Annotated in this window: 12 protein-coding genes and 1 pseudogene; 6 read left to right on the plus strand and 7 right to left on the minus strand. The window is 74.0% G+C overall.

What is annotated here, in order from left to right; genetic code table 11:
• Nucleotides 1–74: 74 nt before the first annotated feature.
• The 4 genes from LG634_RS15935 to LG634_RS15950 all read right to left on the minus strand — a co-directional run bounded on the left by LG634_RS15935 (nt 75) and on the right by LG634_RS15950 (nt 6020).
• The gene (locus LG634_RS15935; protein ID WP_226734461.1) at nt 75–1847 is read right to left on the minus strand and encodes an LCP family protein; all 1773 of its coding nucleotides are present in this window, start codon (nt 1845–1847) and stop codon (nt 75–77) included.
• Nucleotides 1848–1954: 107 nt separating this feature from the next.
• A complete protein-coding gene (locus LG634_RS15940) occupies nt 1955–3703 on the minus strand; it encodes an LCP family protein (RefSeq protein ID WP_226734462.1) in 1749 nt (582 codons plus the stop codon).
• A gap of 224 nt (nt 3704–3927) precedes the next feature.
• Nucleotides 3928–5067, minus strand: a complete 1140-nt coding sequence (locus LG634_RS15945) for an LCP family protein (protein ID WP_226734463.1) — start codon at nt 5065–5067, stop codon at nt 3928–3930.
• 203 nt (nt 5068–5270) lie between these two features.
• On the minus strand, nt 5271–6020 hold the full coding sequence (locus LG634_RS15950; protein WP_226734464.1) for a TIGR03089 family protein: 750 nt from the start codon (nt 6018–6020) through the stop codon (nt 5271–5273).
• A 150-nt stretch (nt 6021–6170) separates the two neighbouring features.
• Between LG634_RS15950 and LG634_RS15955 the strand changes: the two genes are divergently transcribed.
• From LG634_RS15955 to LG634_RS15965, 3 genes are all read left to right on the plus strand, one after another.
• On the plus strand, nt 6171–7733 hold the full coding sequence (locus LG634_RS15955) for an N-acetylmuramoyl-L-alanine amidase (protein ID WP_226734465.1): 1563 nt from the start codon (nt 6171–6173) through the stop codon (nt 7731–7733).
• A gap of 68 nt (nt 7734–7801) precedes the next feature.
• Nucleotides 7802–8938 (plus strand): mannose-1-phosphate guanylyltransferase, encoded by a 1137-nt coding sequence (gene manB, locus LG634_RS15960; RefSeq protein ID WP_226734492.1) that lies wholly within the window; start codon nt 7802–7804, stop codon nt 8936–8938.
• A 180-nt stretch (nt 8939–9118) separates the two neighbouring features.
• On the plus strand, nt 9119–10123 hold the full coding sequence (locus tag LG634_RS15965) for a DNA-3-methyladenine glycosylase family protein (RefSeq protein ID WP_226734466.1): 1005 nt from the start codon (nt 9119–9121) through the stop codon (nt 10121–10123).
• 83 nt (nt 10124–10206) lie between these two features.
• Here the strand turns inward: LG634_RS15965 and LG634_RS15970 are convergent, their stop codons facing one another.
• The 3 genes and pseudogenes from LG634_RS15970 to LG634_RS15980 form a co-directional block, all read right to left on the minus strand.
• A complete protein-coding gene (locus tag LG634_RS15970; RefSeq protein WP_226734467.1) occupies nt 10207–11514 on the minus strand; it encodes a coenzyme F420-0:L-glutamate ligase in 1308 nt (435 codons plus the stop codon).
• Nucleotides 11511–12470 (minus strand): 2-phospho-L-lactate transferase, encoded by a 960-nt coding sequence (gene cofD / locus LG634_RS15975; protein WP_226734468.1) that lies wholly within the window; start codon nt 12468–12470, stop codon nt 11511–11513. The genes LG634_RS15970 and cofD overlap by 4 nt, the downstream gene beginning before the upstream one ends.
• A gap of 151 nt (nt 12471–12621) precedes the next feature.
• A pseudogene (locus tag LG634_RS15980) lies at nt 12622–13089 on the minus strand (cysteine dioxygenase); the annotation flags it as partial.
• 653 nt (nt 13090–13742) lie between these two features.
• On the opposite strand from LG634_RS15980, the gene LG634_RS15985 reads away from it, so the two are divergent.
• The 3 genes from LG634_RS15985 (at nt 13743) to LG634_RS15995 (ending at nt 19400) form a co-directional block, all read left to right on the plus strand.
• The gene (locus tag LG634_RS15985) at nt 13743–14006 is read left to right on the plus strand and encodes a WhiB family transcriptional regulator (RefSeq protein WP_226734470.1); all 264 of its coding nucleotides are present in this window, start codon (nt 13743–13745) and stop codon (nt 14004–14006) included.
• Between the two features lie 205 nt (nt 14007–14211).
• Nucleotides 14212–17928, plus strand: a complete 3717-nt coding sequence (locus LG634_RS15990; protein ID WP_226734471.1) for a glycosyltransferase family 2 protein — start codon at nt 14212–14214, stop codon at nt 17926–17928.
• Nucleotides 17925–19400 (plus strand): DUF5719 family protein, encoded by a 1476-nt coding sequence (locus LG634_RS15995; RefSeq protein ID WP_226734472.1) that lies wholly within the window; start codon nt 17925–17927, stop codon nt 19398–19400. The genes LG634_RS15990 and LG634_RS15995 overlap by 4 nt, the downstream gene beginning before the upstream one ends.
• Nucleotides 19401–19403 lie beyond the last annotated feature (3 nt).

Below are 19403 nucleotides of genomic sequence, written 5' to 3' on the forward strand. Positions count from 1 at the left end.
GCGAACAGAACGCACGAAGGGGCCCGGCGGTTCGCCGGGCCCCTCCGCCGTGCCGTGCGGACGGCCTGCGGTGCCTACCAGGTGAAGCCCTTCTGGACTTCCATGCAGGCGCCGCTGTCGTCGCCGTTCAGCGGGCGCGCCGAGTCGGGCGCCTTGTCGCCGGGCCTGGGGGCGACGGCCGTGCCGGACGCGGTGGCCCCGGGGGCGGGTGCGCCCGGCTTGTCGCCGCTCGGCCAGTCCTTGCCGACGAACAGCGTCACGCCCGACACGTCCGTGGAGCGCTGTACGGCGGTGGCCGGCAGGCCCAGTGCGGTGGCCACGGCCAGCGCGTCGCCGGCCTGGTCCAGCCCGGCGTACCGGATCACCGTGGTGTCCTCGCCGGCGGTCTGGGAGTCGGCGCGGGCGGCGGTGAAGCCCTTGCCGGTCAGCAGGGCGGTCACCGCGGTGGCCCGGCCCTCGACCATCCCGGCGCCCTGCTTGCCGCCGGTGGCGTTGCGGACCATGACGGGGATCCGGTCGGCGGGCGCGGCGGGGTCGGACGTGGCCGCCGAGGCGGACGCGGCGGGAGTGGCGCCCGGGCTCGCCGGGGTGGTCGAGGAGCCCTTGCCGTCCAGCGGGATGTCGTCGCGGACCATCGCGAAGAGCTTCTGCGCGTCGCCCTCCTTCGGCTCGACCTTGCCGGCGAGCCGGTTGCTGTACACCCACGGCATGGTCGTCATGGTGATCCGGCCGGTGGGGACCTTCTTGAGCTCCATGCTGAGGTCGAAGAGCTTGTCGATGCGGTTGAGACCGGTGTCGACGACCATGGCGTCGATGGCCGCCTCGGCGAGGCTGTGCAGCTTCAGCGGGTTGCGGAGGTTGGCGTTCTTGCGGAACTCCCGCGCCATCGAGTTCATGTACATGTGCTGGGCGTGGGTGCGGGCGAGGTCGGTGCCGTCCTCGAAGCCGTACCGGGTGCGCAGCCACTGGAGGGCCTGCACGCCCTGGATGACGTTCTCGCCCTTGGTGAGCTTCAGGCCGGAGCCGTGGCCCTGGCTGTCGCGGGAGAACACGTTGTCGGTGACGCAGACCGGGACGCCGCCTATGGCGTCCGCCATCGACACCACGCCCTTGAAGTCGATCATCATGAAGTGGTCGATGGGGATGCCGGTGAGCTCCTGCCAGGTGGCCACCGTGCAGCCGGGCCCGCCACGGCCGAGGGACTCGTTCGTCAGCCGGTAGTTCTGGGTGGCCTCGTAGACCTTGCCGTCGGTGTCGGTGCACTTGGGCAGCTTCAGCAGGGTGTCGCGCGGCATGCTGATGACCGACATGTTGGTGCGGTCGGCCGAGACGTGGAGCAGCATCTGCACGTCGGCGAGCGGGGTGCCGCCGAAGGTCTCGCGGGCGCCGCCGAGGTCCTGGTTGGCCTGGTCGTCGCGGGCGTCCGAGCCGATCAGCAGGATGTTCAGCGGGATCTGCCCGAAGGCGTTGGGCCGGGAGCCGCCGAGCTTGCTGTCGCCGAGGTTCAGGGCGTCGGTCTGGATGCCGTCGTTGAGGTGCCGGTAGTACAGGTAGCCGGCGCCGGACGTGCCGAGGATCAGGAACGCCAGCGCGAACGCCGTCCAGCGCAGGATCCGCCGCGGCCGGCGGCGGGGGCCGGCCGGCGGGCGGCGGCCCTTGGCGCCGTCCTCGCCGTCGCCTTTGCCGTCGCCTTTGCCGCCGCCCTCGCCGGAGGTGCCGGGGCGCTCTTTGCGGGAGGCGGGCCGCTCCCGCGCGGGGCGTACCGCGGCGGCGGTGCCGCCGGTGCCCGGTATGCCGTCGGGCGCGTCTGCGGGCGCGCCCTCACCGCGCACACTGCTGTGCGTCAAGCCGTTCCCCCCTGGTCGTCATGTGTCGTCGGGCCCGGTGCCGGCCGCCGCGGTCGCGGGCGGCGGGCACCGGGCCGTGGTCCGGCCCGGCTGCGGTCGACAGCCGGTTACTTCGCGCAGACTTCCTTGTCGGCTTCCACGCGCTGGATCCCCTCGGGGGCCTGCTGGGGAGCCGTGAGCGAGATGCCCGGCTCCTTGAAGTCCTGGCCGAGGGTGAGGACCATCGGGTCCTTCGGGGCCGCGTCCGCCGCCGTCTGCTTCAGCGCGGTGGCGGGCAGCCCCATGATGTCCGCGAGGGCACGGGCCTGGTCGGCCTGGTTCGGGGCGAACTCCAGCGTGGTCTTCTTCAGCTTCGCCGGAGCGTTGCCGAGGTTGCCGGACTTCAGTACGCCCTTGGAGTTCTGGAGCCAGGTCAGGGTCGTCCCGGCCGAGCCCTGCGGGCCGCCACCGTTGTACACATTCACCCTGACGTCGGAAGCGGGCGCCCGGTTGCCTTGGAGCAGCGCCTCCTGTGCGGCCGTCTTGGCGTCCTTGGCGGCCTTCTCCTGCTGCTTGACCTCGGTGAGCGAGGTGTCGGACTGGATCATCGCGAACAGCGGGGCGGCCTTGGGCTCGTCGACGACGACGGTGGCCCGCACCCGCTCGGCCGGGTTGTCCTTCACTGGCAGCGTGGTGAAGGTGATGTTCTTGGGGTTGACGCCCTTCAGCTCGGTGCCGAGGTCCATCAGCCGGTTCAGATTCCCTATCCCGGTGTCGACGGTGAGCGCCGAGGTGGCCGCCTCCGCCAGGGAGAACAGCTTCTTCGGGTTGGTCAGGGTGTTCTTCGACTTCATCTCGCGGATCATCGAGCTGAGGAAGGCCTGCTGGGTCTTGATCCGGTCGAGGTCGCTCTCGTTTCCGAAGGCGTGCCGGGTCCGGACGAAGGCCAGGGCCTCCTCGCCCGCCAGCCGGTGCTCGCCCTTGGTCAGCTTCAGCTTGGACTTGTCGTCGTCGACGTCCTTGTCCAGGCAGACGGGCACGCCGCCGACCGCGGAGCTGAGCGTCTTGACCGCGTTGAAGTCGGCCATCATGAAATGGTCCGGCTGGATGCCGGTGAGCTGGGCGACCGTACGCATGGTGCAGCCGGGGTCGCGGCCGCTCTGGCCGAGGCTGGTGTTGAACCGCTTGCCGGGCGTCCCCGGGATCGTCTTGACCGAACCGTCGGGCTGCTTCGTCGGGCAGTCCGGGATGTCGGTGATCAGGTCGCGGGGGATGGACATCGCGGTCGCGTTGGTGCGGTCCTTCGCGACGTGGAAGAGGATCGTGGTGTCGGCGTGGCCGGTGCTGTTCTTGTCGCCGTAGCCCTCGTTGCCGGCGCCGGTCCGCTTGTCGGTGCCGATGACCAGGATGTTGATCGCCTGGTCCTTCTTGAAGCCCTTGCTGCCGCCGACGATCTCGGTGGTCTTGATGTTGTCGTTCAGGTGCTTGTAGTACAGGTAGCCGCCGACCGAGACGGCGACCAGCACGAAGGCCACCGAACCACCGGTGATCGCGAGGACCTTCTTGCCCCGCGGCTTCTCCTGCTTGCGCTTGCGCGCCCCGCGGCGGCCGCCGCCGGGCGGGCCCTCGCCACGCCGCTGCCCGGGAACGCCCGGGGCGGTGCGGGGGGTGCGGCCGGGGGCCTTGGCGGGCTCGGCGGCAGGTGCGGCGGCGCGGCGCCGGCCGGCCGACCGGGGCTGCGGTGGCGCCGCCGGCGCAGCGGCCGGCTGCGCTGCGGAACTGTCCAGTCGCAGTTCGTAATTGCCGGTGCGGGGGTTGAGGACCCACTGGTCGGCGGGGTCGATTTCGTCCGCCCGCCCACGGCCTTGCGCATCCACGGTTGCTTGGTCCTCCGTCGGTGCCACGCGAAGCGCCTCCCCCCAGGCGCTCGGTCAACGATCCGGCAGTGCACGGCCTGGTCTTGTGGTCGGCCGGGGCACCGGATCGCTCACCCTATCCGTCCGGTTCCGCTTCAAACCATGCTCGTGACGAAATCCACTCACCTTATAACGGGGCATACGTCGCATCCCGCTCCGTGAGATGTACCGCCTTGGTGATTGCTTTACCGGCAGGTCGCCGCGTCGGCCGTGGTGCCCGTGAACGTGGGCGCCGGCGAGGCCGTTCCGGCGGGCTCCGCCGCAGGCCGCCCGGGCTCCGGCCGGGCCTGCACGACCGCCACCGGCCGGTCCATCCGCAGCCGCCGGAACAGGTTGCCGGCGTCCGGTTCGAGCAGCTGGTCCCGGTTCGGATTGGCCGTGTACGGCTGCCGGGGCGCGGTCAGGAACTGCACCCGGCCCACCGGGATGTCCCGCATGCTGCGCACCAGCTCGTACAGGCCGCGCAGCGAGGCGAGGTCCGGGTCGGTCGTGAGGGCGGAGGTCGCCGCGTCCAGCACCGGGTAGAGCCGGGCCGGGTTGAGCAGCACCCCGTTGCTCTGCACCTTCTTGACCAGCGAGGCCAGGAACTGCTGCTGGCGGTCCATCCGTTCGGTGTCGCTGCCGTTGCCCAGGCTGTGGCGGGCCCGGACGAAGCCGAGGGCCTGCTCGCCGTCGAGGGTCTGCCGGCCCGCCGGCAGCCGCACCCGGGCCTCGGCGTCGTCCACCGGCGCGCGCAGGCACACCTCCACGCCGCCGACGGCGTCCACGACCCGCTTGAAGCCCCCGAAGTCGACGACCACGTGGTGGTCGATCCGGATGCCGGTCATCTTCTCGACCGTACGGATCGTGCAGGCGGCCCCGCCGAACTGGAAGGCCCAGTTGAACTGCGCGAACCGGGCCGGGGTGCGGCCGCCGTCCGCGGTCCCGCAGGACGGCATCTCCACCATCAGGTCGCGGGGGACGGAGACGGCCGTCGCACTCTTCCGGTCGGCGGCGAGGTGCAGCAGGATCGTGGTGTCCGAGCGCTGGGTGCCGCCGTCCCGCCCGTACTGCCCGTTGTCCCGGCCGGCCCGCGAGTCCGAGCCGATCAGCAGGATGTTCTGGGCGCCGCGCACGGTGAGCGCCGGGCGCTCCTTCTCGTACTGCTCCAGCTCGGAGGCGGCGGTGGTGTCGGCGGTGATGTTCCCGTCGAGCTTGCGGTACACCCACCAGCCGAGGCCCGTCCCGGCCACCAGCAGCACCGCGAGCGCCAGCCCCAGCCACCGCAGCCAGTGCCGCCGCCGGGCCGGGGCTCCGGGTGTGCCGCTGCCGTCCGCATCCGCCATGGCCCCGTCACCCCTTCCCGCCGCCGAGGGCCGCCGGATCCCGACTGCGACCTCCGTCGATCATCCATCGGGGGGAATCCACCGGCTCGGGGGCAGACCGTCAGATTCCGCCATACGGGTGACGTTACGCGCATTGCCGCAGGTAGGCGGTGTGGGTGACGGGAAGTGCCCGGACGGTGCCGGACGGTGCCCGGACGGTGCGGTCAGGCCGTGTGGGTGACGCGTTCGCTCGCGATGCGCTGGGTCAGGGCCGGCTCCGACAGCCGGTCCAGGTTCCGGCACAGCACGACCGAGCCGCCGGCCGCGAGCGGGGCGAACAGGCCCGCGGACAGGCCCTCCCAGGTGTCGAACGACAGGCCGGACAGGATTCGGGAGCCCGGTCCCAGACCCAGCCGGGCCGCGTCCGCGCGGGCCCGCTCGACCAGCTCCTCCCAGGTCAGCTCGGTGCCCGCGACGCCGACGCCGTCCCCCGCCGGGTCCACCGGGGCGAACGGCGCGAACCGGTCGCCCTGGCCGGGGACCTCCACCGCGTAGTCCGCGTACCCGGCCGGCGGCTGCGGGAAGCGGCCGCCCAGCGGGCGCAGCGCGAGCGCCACCCGCTCCCCGGTGCAGGCCAGGCCCGCCTCCAGCGCGTCCGGCCCGCTCACGACCAGGTCTGCGGCGGCCGGGTCGCCGCCCACCTCGGCCGCCACGCCCACCGAGGCGCAGGCCAGCAGCCACACGGCGCTCTGCCAGTGCGCGGGCAGCAGCAGGGCCAGCCGGTCGCCGGGGCCGGCGGCCAGGTCGCCCTGGAGCAGGTTGGCCGTCTTGGCCACCCAATTGGCGAAGGTGGCCACGGACAATTCCACGCGCTCGCCGGTGGCGTCGTCGTAGAAGGTGACCAGCGGACGGGCCGGGTCCGCGGCCAGCGCGGATCGCAGCAGGTCGGCAGGGGTGCGGTCGTTGGCGTTCACGCGGCCCAGCGTACGCGGCACCCCGTCCGCGGCCTCGCCCGTACGGCCGCACCGCGGTGGTCCGTACGGGCGACCGGTGACGGCGTGTCACCAGACGGGCCGTCAGTTCTCCGATGGCGGTCCGCCGGATGTGTGGTCAGCATCCTTGTCATGCGTGGATTCCTTGCTTCCTCGATCGGCGTCGCGACGGCTGCAGTGACCGCACTGGCCCTTCCGTTCGCGCTTCCCGCTCCGTCCCGGGCGGCAACGGCCCCGGTGGCCCCGGCCGGCTCCACCCGGTCGCTGCCGCTGGCCCCGCTCGGTCCGGCGGACCGGACCGCACCGGCGCCCGGCGCGCCGGAGGTGCAGGGGCTGACCGTCCGCGAGGCCGGAACGTTCTCGATGATCGGCGTGGTCTGGGATGACGCCGCCGCCGAACTCCACGGCCGCGTCCAGGTCCGCACCCGCTCCGTCCGCACCGGCGCCTGGTCCGCCTGGCAGGACGTCGAAACCCACAACGCCGAACACGCGGCCGACCCCGGGGCTTCCGAACACACCCTCCGCGGCACCACGGCCCCCCTCTGGGTGGGCGCCTCCGACGGCGTCGACATCCGGGTCCGGGCCACCGGCCCGGCCCCCCGCGCCACCCCCCACCGCCTCCCGTCGGGCCTCCGCCTGGAACTCGTCGACCCGGGCCCGGACGCGGTGGACGAGCCCCCGGCCACCCTGCCCGCCGCCGACGACCAGGCCCCCGCATCCGACACGACGGGCCTGACCGACCCGTTCGCCGACTCCTTCGCCGACCCGTTCGCAGCCCCCGCGGTCGCGGTGGCCGACCGGACCGGCCCCACCCCGCCGGCCGGCACGGGCACCGGCCCCGGCACCGGCACGGGCCCCGGCACCGGCACGGGCCCCGGCACCGCGCCCAAGCCCGCCGGACCCCGGAAGCCCGCCGGCGACGACAAGGGCACCCTGCCCGCGCTCGGGACGGCCGTCGCCGAGACCTCCGCGGCGAACCTGCCGCTGGCACCGATCGGGGCGCACGAGATCGGGGCGCAGACCCGGGAGGAGTCGACCGCCGAGGCGCTGGCCGTCCTCGAAGGGCAGGTCGCACCCGGGGCGAAGCCGTACATCGGACCGCGGCCCCGGATCGTGACCCGGCGCGGCTGGGGCGCGGACGAGTCGCTGCGCGAGGCGGGTTTCGCGTACACGAAGACCGTGAAGGCGGCCTTCGTGCACCACAGCGCCTCCGGCAACAACTACACCTGCGCCGAGGCCCCCGCCGTCCTGCGCAGCCTGTACCGCTACCACGTCGTCAGCAGCGGCTGGCGCGACTTCGGCTACAACTTCGCCGTCGACAAGTGCGGCACCGTCTACGAGGGCCGGGCCGGCGGCGTCGCCAAGCCCGTCCTCGGCGCCCACACCATGGGCTTCAACGGCAACAGCATGGGCGTGGCCGTCCTCGGCTCGTACACGAACACCCGCCCGCCCGCCGCCGCCGTGGACGCCGTGGCCCGCCTCACCGCCTGGAAGCTGGGACTGTTCGGCGCCAACCCGCTCGGCAAGACCACCCTCGTGTCCGGCGGCGGCAACCTCTACACCAAGGGCAAGAACGTCACGCTGAACGTCATCTCCGGTCACCGCGACGGCTTCGCGACCGAGTGTCCCGGCAAGCAGCTCTACGGCAAGCTCGGCACGACCCGCTCGACCTCCGCCCGGCTCCAGGGCAGGTGACGGCCTCTGCCTACACTGACGCACCACCCATCCGTGGCGCGGCAGGAAAGCAGAGAACCACCTTGACCTTGACGGAACCGACCACCACCCCGAAGACCACGGGGCCCGCCGAGCCGGCGGCCCCGGCGGAGGCGATCCTCCTGGTCGGCGGCAAAGGGACCCGGCTGCGCCCGCTGACGGTGAACACCCCGAAGCCGATGGTTCCGGCGGCGGGCGTGCCGTTCCTGACCCACCAGCTGGCGCGGGCCCGCGCGGCCGGCGTCGAGCACATCGTGCTCGCCACCTCCTACCTGGCCGAGGTCTTCGAGCCGTACTTCGGCGACGGCTCGGACCTCGGCCTGCACCTGGAGTACGTCACCGAAGCCGAGCCGCTCGGCACCGGCGGAGCCATCCGCAACGTCGCCTCCCGGCTCCGTTCCGGCCCCGACGACCCGGTCCTCGTCTTCAACGGGGACATCCTCACCGGCCTCGACATCGGGGCCCTCCTCGACGTGCACCGCACCAGCGGCGCGGACGTCTCCCTGCACCTCAGCCGGGTCGAGGACCCGCGCGCCTTCGGCCTGGTCCCGACGGACGCCGACGGCCGGGTCACGGCCTTCCTGGAGAAGCCGCAGACGCCGGAGGAGATCGTCACCGACCAGATCAACGCGGGCGCGTACGTGTTCCGCCGCTCGGTCATCGACACCATCCCCGCCGGCCGCCCGGTGTCCGTGGAACGGGAGACCTTCCCCGATCTGCTGGCCGCCGGCGCCCACCTCCAGGGCATGGTGGACTCCACGTACTGGCTGGACCTGGGCACCCCGCAGGCCTTCGTCCGCGGCTCCGCCGACCTGGTCCTGGGCACCGCCCCGTCGCCGGCCGTCCCCGGCCGACCCGGCGAGTACCTGGTCATGCCGGGTGCCGAGGTCGCCCCCGACGCCAAGCTCTCCGGCGGCACGGTGGTCTCCCCCGGCGCGGTCGTGGCCCCCGGCGCCCGCCTCCACGCCACCGCCGTCCTCCCCGGCGCCCGCATCGAAGCCGATGCGCGCATCACCGACTCCTACATCGGCCCCGCCGCCGTCATCGGCGCCCGCACCACCCTCACCGGCGTAGTGGTGGGCGACACCGCCCACATCGGCCCCGACAACGAACTGACCCCCGGCGCCCGAATCTGGTGCAACACCACCCTCCCCGCCCGCTCGATCCGCTTCTCGTCGGACGAGTAGGACGGCGACGGGGGAATCCGGGCCCGCCCCGCCGCCTTGCCTGCGGCTGGGCCGCCCCCGCCCGCCCGGCCGCACTTTCCCGGTGCCGGACCGCGCATTCCAGCCCCGCCGGCGTTTGAGGCGCGGGGGTCCGGGGGCGGAGCCCCCGATCTTCGGCCTCCGCCCGGCTACCCTCAAAGGGTGGCCGCCCGCTTCGACCCCCTGACCCGCGCCGCGGTACGCGGCGGCCGCACCGCCGTACCCAAAGGCACCCCCCGCCACATCGGCGAAGGCGCAAAAACCCGCCTCTGGACCCCGCCGGCGCAGACCGACCTGGCCCTCACCCTCGGCCCGCTCCGCCGCGGTCCCGCCGACCCCACCTTCCGCACCACCCCCGACGGCTCGATCTGGCGCGTCTCCCGCACCCCCGCCGGCCCCGGCACCCTCCGCGTCGCCGCCCGCGGCACAGGCACCGAGATCGAGGCCGAAGCCTGGGGCCCCGGCGCCGACTGGCTCCTCGACTCCCTGCCCGACCTCCTCGGTGCGTCCGACGACCCCTCCGCGTTCGTCCCCCGCCACCGCCTGGTCCACGCCTCGCACCGCCGGCGCCCCGGCCTGCGCCTGACCCGTACCGGCCTGGTCCTCGAATCCCTGATCCCCGTGATCCTGGAGCAGAAGGTCACCAGCGACGAGGCGTACCGCTCGTGGCGCCGCCTGGTCCGCCAGTACGGCGACCCGGCCCCCGGTCCCGCCCACACCGGCCTGTACGCCATGCCCGACGCCCGCACCTGGGCCGCCATCCCGTCCTGGGACTGGCACAAGGCCGGCGTCGACTCCAAGCGCTCGGCCACCATCCTGCGCGCCGCCCGGGTGGCCGCCCGCCTGGAGGAGGCCGCCCGCATGGACCTCCCCGACGCGACGGCCCGCCTGGAACTCATCCCCGGCATCGGTCCCTGGACCTCCGCCGAAACCCTCCAGCGCAGCAACGGTGCCCCCGACGCCGTCACGACCGGCGACCTGCACCTCCCCGGCATCATCGGCTACGCCCTCACCGGCAACCGCGACACCGGCGACACCGAGATGCTCGCCCTCCTGGCCCCCTACGCCGGCCAGCGCCACCGCGCCGCCCGCCTCATCCTCCTCACCGGCCACACCCCACCCCGCCACCACCCCCGCATGCCCCGCAGCGACATCGGCCGCCTCTGAGGTCGCCGGCCCCCGACACGTAAGGCCGGTGGCCCGAACGGATTCCCTCCGGGCCACCGGCCTTACGTGCGCGCACCACGGGCTCACCGCACCGTGATGAAGTCCTCCGGATCGCGTCCGGCCCGCTCCCGCGGAGCCTCGGCCGGGTGCCCGATGGCGACCGCGCCCATCGGGTCCCAGGTGTCGGGGAGGGACAGGACCTTGCGGACCACGTCGCGGCAGAACATCGTCGAGGAGACCCAGGCGGAGCCGAGGCGTTCGGCGGCCAGGGCGACCAGGAAGTTCTGGACGCCGGCGCCCGTGGCGACCACGAACATCTCGCGCTCCGCCGCGTCCCGGCGGGCGTGCCCGTAGTCGTGGGCGCCGTCCATGACCAGGCAGGGGACCGCCAGGTAGGGGGCGTTGCGCAGGACGTCGCCGCGCCGCACCCGCTTCGCGACGGACTCCTCGGACTTGCCGTCGCGCCGCAGGTCCGCGATCCACGCGTCCCGCATCGCGTCCAGCAACTCCGTACGGGCGGCCGCCGATTCGAGCAGGACGAAGCGCCACGGCGTGGTGTGGTGCGGGGCCGGCGCGGTGACCGCAGCGGCCACCGCGCGCCGGACCGCGCCCGGGTCCACCGGCTCGGCCGTGAAGGAGCGGACCGTACGGCGCATCGTGACGGCCTCGCGGACCGCCTCCGAGGTGCCGAGCCGGAACATGTCGTCCGCGGCCGGGCGGACCAGTTCGCGGGCCGAGCCCTCGCCGAGCGCGTGCGGCAGGCCGCGGACGACGGCCACCGGCAGGCCCCCGGCCTTGCCCTTCACCAGGTCGCCGGCGGCGGCGAGTTCGTCGGCGGTGGCGGTCACCGTCGCGTTCAGCTCGTTGCCGTGCGCGTCCGTGCCGCCCCGCAGGTCCTCCAGGACCCGCACCCCGGCCGCGCCGATCGCCACGTCCGTGAGCCCGTTGCGCCACGGCCGCCCGAAGGTGTCGGTGACGACGATCCCGACGTCCGCGCCGAGCCGCTCCCGCAGCCCGGCCCGGATCCCGCGGGCCGAGGCGTCCGGGTCCTCGGGAAGCAGCAGGACCGTGCCCGGCTCGGTGTTGGAGGCGTCCACACCGGCCGCGGCCATCACCAGGCCCTGCCGGTTCTCGACGATCCGCAGCGGTCCGCGGCGGGCCACCACCCGGACCGTCTCGGCGTCGATGGCCTCCTCGCGGGAGGTGGCGGCCGTGATCCGGCCCTCCGCCTTCGAGACGATCTTCGAGGTGACGAGCAGGATGTCGCCGTCCCGCAGCTCCGGCGCGGCCTGCGCGATCAGCGCCGCGAGGTCGTCGCCGGGGCGGACCTCGGGTATGCCGTCGACCGCCCACACCTCGTACGAGGGGCGGGCGGCAGGGGTCGCGGTCACCGGGCCTCGCCGGCCAGCGCCAGTGCCTCGCGGGCCATCGCCGCGGTGGCCTCCGCGTCGGTCATCATCAGCGGCACCGCGCGGCAGCGGATCCCGGCGGCCGCCACCTCGGCGACCGATCCGGCGTCCGCGGTGTCCACGAGCCAGCCGTCGAGCAGCCCGGAGCCGTAGTGCAGGGCGACCGCGGCGGCCGTGGACTCGACGCCCACCGCCGCGAGCACCTTGTCGGCCATGCCGCGCACGGGGGCTCCGCCGACGATGGGGGACAGGCCCACGACCGGGGCGGCGGCCTCGGCCACGGCCTCCCGGATGCCCGGGACGGCGAGGATGGTGCCGACGGAGACGACCGGGTTGGACGGCGGGAAGAGGATCAGGTCGGCCGCGGCGATGGCCTCCAGCACGCCCGGCGCCGGCTTGGCCTGGTCGGCCCCCACCGGCACCACGGCCTGCGCGTCCACCGCGGCGCGCATCTTCACCCAGTACTCCTGGAAGTGGACGACGCGCCGCTCGCCGGACTCCGGGTCCTCGATCGCGACGTGCGTCTCGACGCGGTCGTCGGACATCGGCAGCAGCCGTACGCCGGGCTGCCAGCGGTCGCACAGCGCCTCGGTGACGGCGCTCAGCGGATAGCCGGCCGACAGCATCTGGGTGCGGACGATGTGGGTGGCGAAGTCGCGGTCGCCGAGGCCGAACCAGGACGGTCCGACGCCGTATGCCGCGAGCTCCTCCTTGACGGTGAAGGACTCGTCGGTGCGGCCCCAGCCCTGGTCCTCGTTGATGCCACCGCCGAGGGTGTACATCACCGTGTCCAGATCGGGGCACACCTTGAGCCCGAACAGGTGAATGTCGTCACCGGTGTTGCCGATGACCGTGATGTCCGCGTCGGGCGCGGCGGACTTCAGTCCGCGAAGGAAACGGGCGCCGCCGATACCGCCGGCCAGAACAACAATGCGCATGCACCGCAGTCTGTCAGGCGGTGTACGCGTCCTGCTGCGCCGGGGCGGAAGCCGCCGCCGGAGCTGCCGCCGGACCTGCCGCCGCCCCCTCGGGAGCCGGCGCGGGAGCCGGTACGCCCTCCAGATGCAGCGTCCCGTACGCCGTCCCCGTCGCCGCGCTCTCGTGCATCGGCATGTGCGTGAGTCCGGGGTGGTAGACGTGCAGGCTGACCGCGGGCTCCAGCGAGTCGTTGGCGATCTCGTGGACGTGGCCGGGGGCGATGATCCGCTCGGCGCCGGCCGCCAGCGCCAGCCGGCCGCGCTCGTTGCGCTCGGTCAGCTCGCCCTGGAGGACGGTCATGACGGCGGACGACCCGCCGTGGTCGTGCAGGCCGCTGCCCTGGCCGGGGACCCAGCTGAGCAGCCACACCTCGTAACCGGGGCCGGTGCGCAGCCGGTGGTACCAGCGGCTGGTGGCGTCGTACTCGACGAGGTGCTCCCACTGGCCGCGGTCCTCGGCAAGCTCCCGGGCGAGGCCGACGAACTCGGCCACGGTGGTCGGGTGCTCCTTGGCGGGCTGCAGGAGGTGCGGGACTTCGAGGATGTCGCCGGCGATCTGGAGGTCGCTGTCGCTGTTCATTGGGGAGGGTGTCCTCGGGGGTATGTCAGGGCGCGGGTGCCGCTGGTCCGGTCGGTTGCTGTGCGCGAGGCGCGGATCCCGGGGCGGGGGATCGGTGCTGGAGCTCTGGAGGCATCAACAGCTGTGACAGCAACAGCGAACCTGGGCAGCGCACAGGAACCCACGAATGGGGGTCCGGGAGAGCGCTGCGGTCGCTGACATGGAAACAAGGAGACCGTCCGGCGGGGGCGACTGTCAACCCAATGTCCGTATTGGGCGAAAACTTTCACTCATCCGGTTAACGTGTGCGGAGAAAGGTTTGTGCATGGTGTGTCCGGGGAGATGGGCACCAGCCGGACCCGGCCGCATCGTCATGTCGTGACCGGAATGTGATCCACGCCGCTTCCGCCGTCGGAGTGCAACAGCGGTCCGCCGTTGTGCGTCCGTTACGGGTGAGGTTGACGGGCCGCGAGTTGCGCGTGGCATGTGTCACGATTTTTGGCGATATGAACACTTTCTGTATACGCTTGGTTCCGGAGAGTGAATAAGGGGCCCAATAGCAGATCTCGGCTTGACTGCCCCGGATGCACACACTTGTAATTTCACTCGTGTCGTTTGACCGCATTCGGTGACGGCATCAACACGGGGACGCAAAGAACAGACGAGGGGCGCACATGACCGAGCTGTTTCAGGAACTGCTGGTCGAGGAGGCGGACGAGGAGGCCGGGTGGCAGGAGCGCGCACTGTGCGCCCAGACCGACCCCGAGTCCTTCTTTCCCGAGAAGGGCGGCTCCACCCGCGAGGCCAAGAAGGTCTGCCTCGCCTGTGAAGTCCGCTCCGAGTGCCTTGAGTACGCCCTTGCCAACGACGAGCGATTCGGCATCTGGGGCGGATTGTCCGAGCGGGAACGCCGCCGACTGAAGAAAGCCGCCGTCTGACCCCTCCGCATTCGAGTTCGAATCACACCGCGAGCCACCGAGAGAACGACAAGCAGACAAACCGATACGAGAGCAAACGGTCCGCCTCCTGCCCCTTCCCCGCAGGAGGCGGACCGCTGTGTGTGCAGCCGTTAGTGTGGGGCGCTGTCCAGCAGCGTCCCGGGGCGCCCCACCCCGGACCCCCGGCCGGAGGGCCCGTACCGCGATGTCCGTGCACAGCCACTCGACGGCCTCCCATGAGTCGGCCGCCGCCCCCGAGTTCCCGCGGCATGTCGTCACCGCCGTGCTCGTCGCCCACGACGGAGCCCGCTGGCTGCCCCAGGCCCTCGCCGGCCTCCTCGGCCAGGAACGCCCCGTCCAGCACTGGGTCGCCGCCGACACCGGCAGCTCCGACGACTCCGCCCGGCTGCTCGCCGAAGCCCTCGGCGACGACCGCGTCGTCCACCTCGCCCGGCGCACCGGATTCGGCGCCGCCGTCGACGAGGCCGCCCGCACCGCCCCCGTCCTCACCCCCGAGGACCTCCCGTACCTGAAGCGGCCCAGCGGCTGGGACCCCGTCAGCCGGACCTGGCGCGACGACGCATACGACCTGCCCGAACTGCCCCACGGCGAGCCCGTCCAGTGGCTCTGGCTGCTCCACGACGACTGCGCCCCCGAACCCGACGCCCTCGCCGAACTCCTGCGCGTCGCCGAAGCCAGCCCGCAGGCCGGCGTCATCGGCCCCAAGCTCCGCGGCTGGTACGACACCAAGCAGCTGCTCGAGGTCGGCGTCTCCATCGCCCGCAGCGGCCGCCGCTGGACCGGCCTCGACCGCCGCGAGCAGGACCAGGGCCAGCACGACCAGGTCCGCCCCGTCCTCTCCGTCTCCACCGCCGGCATGCTCGTCCGCCGCGACGTCTACGAGGAACTCGGCGGCTTCGACCGCCGGCTGCCCCTCATGCGCGACGACGTCGACCTGTGCTGGCGCGCCCACGCCGCCGGGCACACCGTCCTCGTCGCCCCCGACGCCGTCCTCCGGCACGCCGAGGCCGCCGCCCGCGAACGCCGCACCGTCGACTGCGCCGGCCGCACGGCCGCCAACCCGCACCGCGTCGACAAGGCCGGCGCCGTGCACACCCTCCTCGTCAACACCCCCGCGCCCGCCCTCCCGTACGTCCTGCTGCGGCTGCTCCTCGGAACCGTGCTCCGCACCCTCGGCTACCTCGTCGGCAAGGCACCCGGCCAGGCCGTCGACGAGGCCGGCGGACTCGTCCGCACCCTGCTGCGACCCGAACGGATCCTCACCGCCCGCCGCCGGCGCGGCCGCCCCGCCGTCCCCGCCAAGGAACTCCGCCCGCTGTTCCCGCCGCCCGGCGCCACCCTGCGCGCCACCGTCGAACAACTCGCCGGACACCTCGGCGACGGCCGGGACACCGAGACCGCCACCGCCGGCCGGCACGGCGGAGCCGTCGAATCCGGACCCGGCGGCGACGACGCCGACTTCCTGGAGATCGAGCAGTTCGCGCGCCTCAGGCGGATCGCCCGCAGACCCGCGCCCGTCCTCTTCGCCCTCCTCCTCGCCGTCTCCCTCACCGCCTGCCGCGGCCTCCTCGCCGGCGGCTCCCTCACCGGCGGCGCCCTGCTTCCCGCCCCCGGCGGCGCCGGCGCCCTCTGGAGCGCGTACCTCGGCGAATGGCACGCCGTCGGCACCGGCGGCACCGACGGCGCACCCCCCTACCTCGCCGTCCTCGCCGCCCTGTCCTCGCTGCTCCTCGGCTCCACCCAGACCGCCCTGACCGTCCTGCTGGTCTGCTCGGTGCCGCTCGCCGGACTCACCGCCTACTTCGCCTCCCGGCCGCTCGTCGAATCCCGGCTGCTGCGCGCCTGGACCGCCGTCGCCTACGCCTTCCTGCCCGCCGTCACCGGCGCCCTCGCCGGCGGCCGCCTCGGCACCGCCGTCCTCGCCGTCCTGCTCCCCCTCATGGCCCGCGCCGCCGTCGCCGCCTACGGCTTCGGCGGCGACGACACCGCCAAGGGCAGCTGGCGCGCCACCTGGACCTTCACCCTCCTGCTCACCCTGGCCACCGCCTTCACCCCGGTCGCCTGGCCGCTCGCCGTCCTGCTCGGCCTCGCCGCGCTCGGCCTGCACCGCAGCGCCCTCAAGGCGTACGCCCCCCGCTTCCTCGCCACCGCCGCCGTCCCGCTGCTCGTCCTCGCCCCCTGGTCGCTCACCCTGCTGACCGACCCCGCCGCCTTCCTCCGCGAAGCCGGCCTCCCGTACGGCGAAGGCTCCGCGAGCGCACTCGACCTGCTGGGCATCAGCCCCGGCGGACCCAAGGCCGCCGGCGGCCTGCTCCTCGCCGGCATCGTGCTCGCCGCCCTCGCCGCCCTGCTGCGCGGCGAACGGCAGTTCGCGATCCGAGCCGCCTGGGCCACCGCCCTCGCCGGCCTGGTCTTCGCCGTCCTCCTCAACCACTCCGGCTGGGCCGGCCCCGCCACCCTGGTCTACGGCGCCGCCCTGATCGCCGCCGCCGCCCTCGGCGCCGACGGCGCCCGCGAACGCGTCGCCGCCCAGAGCTTCGGCTGGCGCCAGCCCGTCGCCGCCCTCATCGCCCTCGGCGCCGTCGCCGGCCCGCTGCTCGCCGCCGCCGGCTGGACGATCACCGGCGCCGACGGCCCGCTGGAGCGCCGCGACCCCGTCCAGGTGCCCGCGTTCGTCGCCGAGATGAGCGGCTCCCGCGACCAGCCCCGCACCCTCGTCCTCGTCGGCGACTCGCCCGCCAAGGTCTCCTACACCCTGGTCCGCGGCTCCGGCGGCCGCATCGGCGACGCCGAGTTCACCGCCGCCCACGGCACCGACGCCCGCCTCGACAAGGTCGTCGCCGGCCTCGTCGCCGGCTCCGGCGCCGACCAGAGCGACGAACTCGGCGCCTACGCCATCCGCTACGTCCTCCTCAAGGACGGCGCCCCCCACCAGATGGGCCGCGTCCTCAACGCCACCCCCGGATTGAGCCGCCTCAGCAAGCTCGACGGCATCTCCCTCTGGGAGGTCAAGGGCCAGGTCGCCCGCGCCGTCATCCGCCCCGCCCGGGCCGGCGAGGACCCCATCCCGGTCGCAGCCGGCGCCGTCGAGGCCCACACCGACCTCCCCGCCGGCGACCCCGGCCGCATCCTGCGCATCGCCGACAGCGCCGCCCCCGGCTGGCAGGCCACCCTCAACGGCAAGCCGCTGCCCGGGAAGACCGTCGACGGCTGGGCCCAGGGCTTCGAACTCCCCGCCACCGCCGGCCGCCTCGACCTCACCTACGAGGACTCCGCCGCCACCACCGCCCGGCACTGGGCCCAGGGCTCCCTCGCCCTCGTGCTGCTCGTGATGGCCCTGCCCGGCCGCCGCCGCCGGCTCGACGACGACCTGCCCGAGGAAGAGGCCGCCGTCCCCGCCCAGGCCGACGGCGAAGGCCGCCGCGCCCGCCGGCTCCGCGCCGGGACCACCGACACCGCCGACGCCCAGGCCGACCCGTACGCCGTTCCCACCGGCGGCGACGACGGAACGTACCCCCCGTACACCGCCGTCCCCGCCCAGCCCGACCACGGCCAGTGGGACACCCCCGCATACGCCCCCGCCGCCGACCCCCACACCGGCTACGACACCGCCTACGACACGTCGTATGACACGTCGTACGACAGCGCCTACGGCACGGCGTACGACACCGGCCACGACCCCTCGGCCGGCGGCTCCTACGGCACCGGACCCGGCTACGACCCGCAGCCCGCCCCGTACGACGGCCACGCCCCGGGCGTGCCCCCGCAGGCGGCTCCGTACGGCGGCCACGGCTACGAGCCCCACCCGCAGGGCGGCCCGTACCAGGCGCGCCCGTACGACCCGTACGACGACCCCTACGGCCAGGACGACCGGCGTCCCGACGGGAGCAACCAGCAGTGAACCGCGCACCCCTGACCCTGGCCGCCGTGGCCGCGGCGCTCGCCGCCGTCACCGGCATCGCCGCGTTCACCGCCCCCGACGGCCGGGCCGGCGGCGGGGCGCAGGCCGCCGCCCGGCTGCCCGTCGAGCGCTCCACCCTGGTGTGCCCCGTCCCCAGCGGCTCCGACGTCGCCGAGACCACCTACACCGCCTTCACGCCCGCCACCCCGGGCGCGGCCGCCGGCAAGGGCACCGCCACCCTCGTCACCGCCGTGAAGCAGCCCAAGGCCCTGCTCACCCTCAAGGAACCCGGCAAGCCCGTCGGCGCCACCGCCGCCGGCGCCGAGGCCCCCGCGCTCGCCGGCTCCGCCGACGGCGTCCTCGCCCCCGGCTGGACCGCCCAGCAGACCACCACCGTGCCCGTCGGCTCGGCCCGCGGCGTCCTCGGCACCGGCTGCTCGGCCCCCGACACCGACTTCTGGTTCCCCGGCACCGCCACCTCCAAGAACCGGCAGGACTACCTCCACCTCACCAACCCCGACGACGACACCGCCGCCGTCGTCGACATCCAGCTCTACGGCCCCGACGGCACGGTGAAGTCCGACTCGACAGGCACCGAGGGCTTCAAGGTGCCGCCGCGCACCTCCCTGTCCGTCTCCCTGGCCACCCTCAGCCCCACCCCGCTGCCGGACGTCACCGCGCACGTCACCACCCGCAGCGGCCGGGTCGGCGCCACCGTGCAGGTCCAGGAGGACGGCGTCGGCTCCGACTGGCTGCCCGCTGCCGCCGACGCGGCCCCCGAGCTGGTGCTCCCCGGCCTGCCCGCCGACGCCACCGACATCAAGCTCGTCGTCCACGCCCCCGGCGACGACGACGCCGACCTGAAGGTGCGGCTGGCCGGCCCCACCGGCTCCATCACCCCCGCCGGCAGCGAGTCCGTGCACGTCAAGTCCGGCATGACGACCGCCGTCTACCTCAAGGACGTCACCCGCGGCGAAGCCGGCTCCCTGCTGCTGACCCCCGCCGACCCCAAGCACCGCACCCCCGTCGTCGCCTCCGTACGGGTCATCCGCGGCACCGGCGAGAAGCAGGAACTGGCCCTCATCCCGGCCACCGCACCGGTCGGAACCCGGGCCACCGCGGCCGACAACCGGGCCGCCGGCACCACCCTCTCGCTCACCGCTCCCGGCACCGACGCCACCGTCAGGGTGACCGCCTCCGCCGGCACCGGCGGCGGCACGCCCGCCACCAAGACGTACACCGTCAAGAAGGGCACCACCCTCGCCGTCAAACCGCCCGTCCCCGCCGGACTGAAGGGCTCGTACGCCCTCACCGTGGAGACCGTCTCCGGCGGCCCGGTGCACGCGGCACGCACCCTGGAACTCCCGCACGAGGGCGTCCTCATGTTCACCGTGCAGACCCTCCAGGACGACCGCGGCACCGTCCCCGTCCCGGACGCCGTCCAGGACCTGTCGGTCCTCAGCCGCGACTGACGA

The organism is Streptomyces bambusae, assembly GCF_020532645.1.
In the GTDB taxonomy this organism is placed as follows: Bacteria; Actinomycetota; Actinomycetes; order Streptomycetales; family Streptomycetaceae; genus Streptomyces; species Streptomyces bambusae.

Bases quoted from the DNA above. Each gene is read 5' to 3' on its own strand.
- LG634_RS15985 (WP_226734470.1), top strand. From the start codon at position 13,743: ATGACCGAGCTGTTTCAGGAACTGCTGGTCGAGGAGGCGGACGAGGAG.
- cofD (WP_226734468.1), bottom strand. From the start codon at position 12,470: ATGCGCATTGTTGTTCTGGCCGGCGGTATCGGCGGCGCCCGTTTCCTT.
- LG634_RS15990 (WP_226734471.1), top strand. From the start codon at position 14,212: ATGTCCGTGCACAGCCACTCGACGGCCTCCCATGAGTCGGCCGCCGCC.
- LG634_RS15955 (WP_226734465.1), top strand. From the start codon at position 6,171: ATGCGTGGATTCCTTGCTTCCTCGATCGGCGTCGCGACGGCTGCAGTG.
- LG634_RS15945 (WP_226734463.1), bottom strand. From the start codon at position 5,067: ATGGCGGATGCGGACGGCAGCGGCACACCCGGAGCCCCGGCCCGGCGG.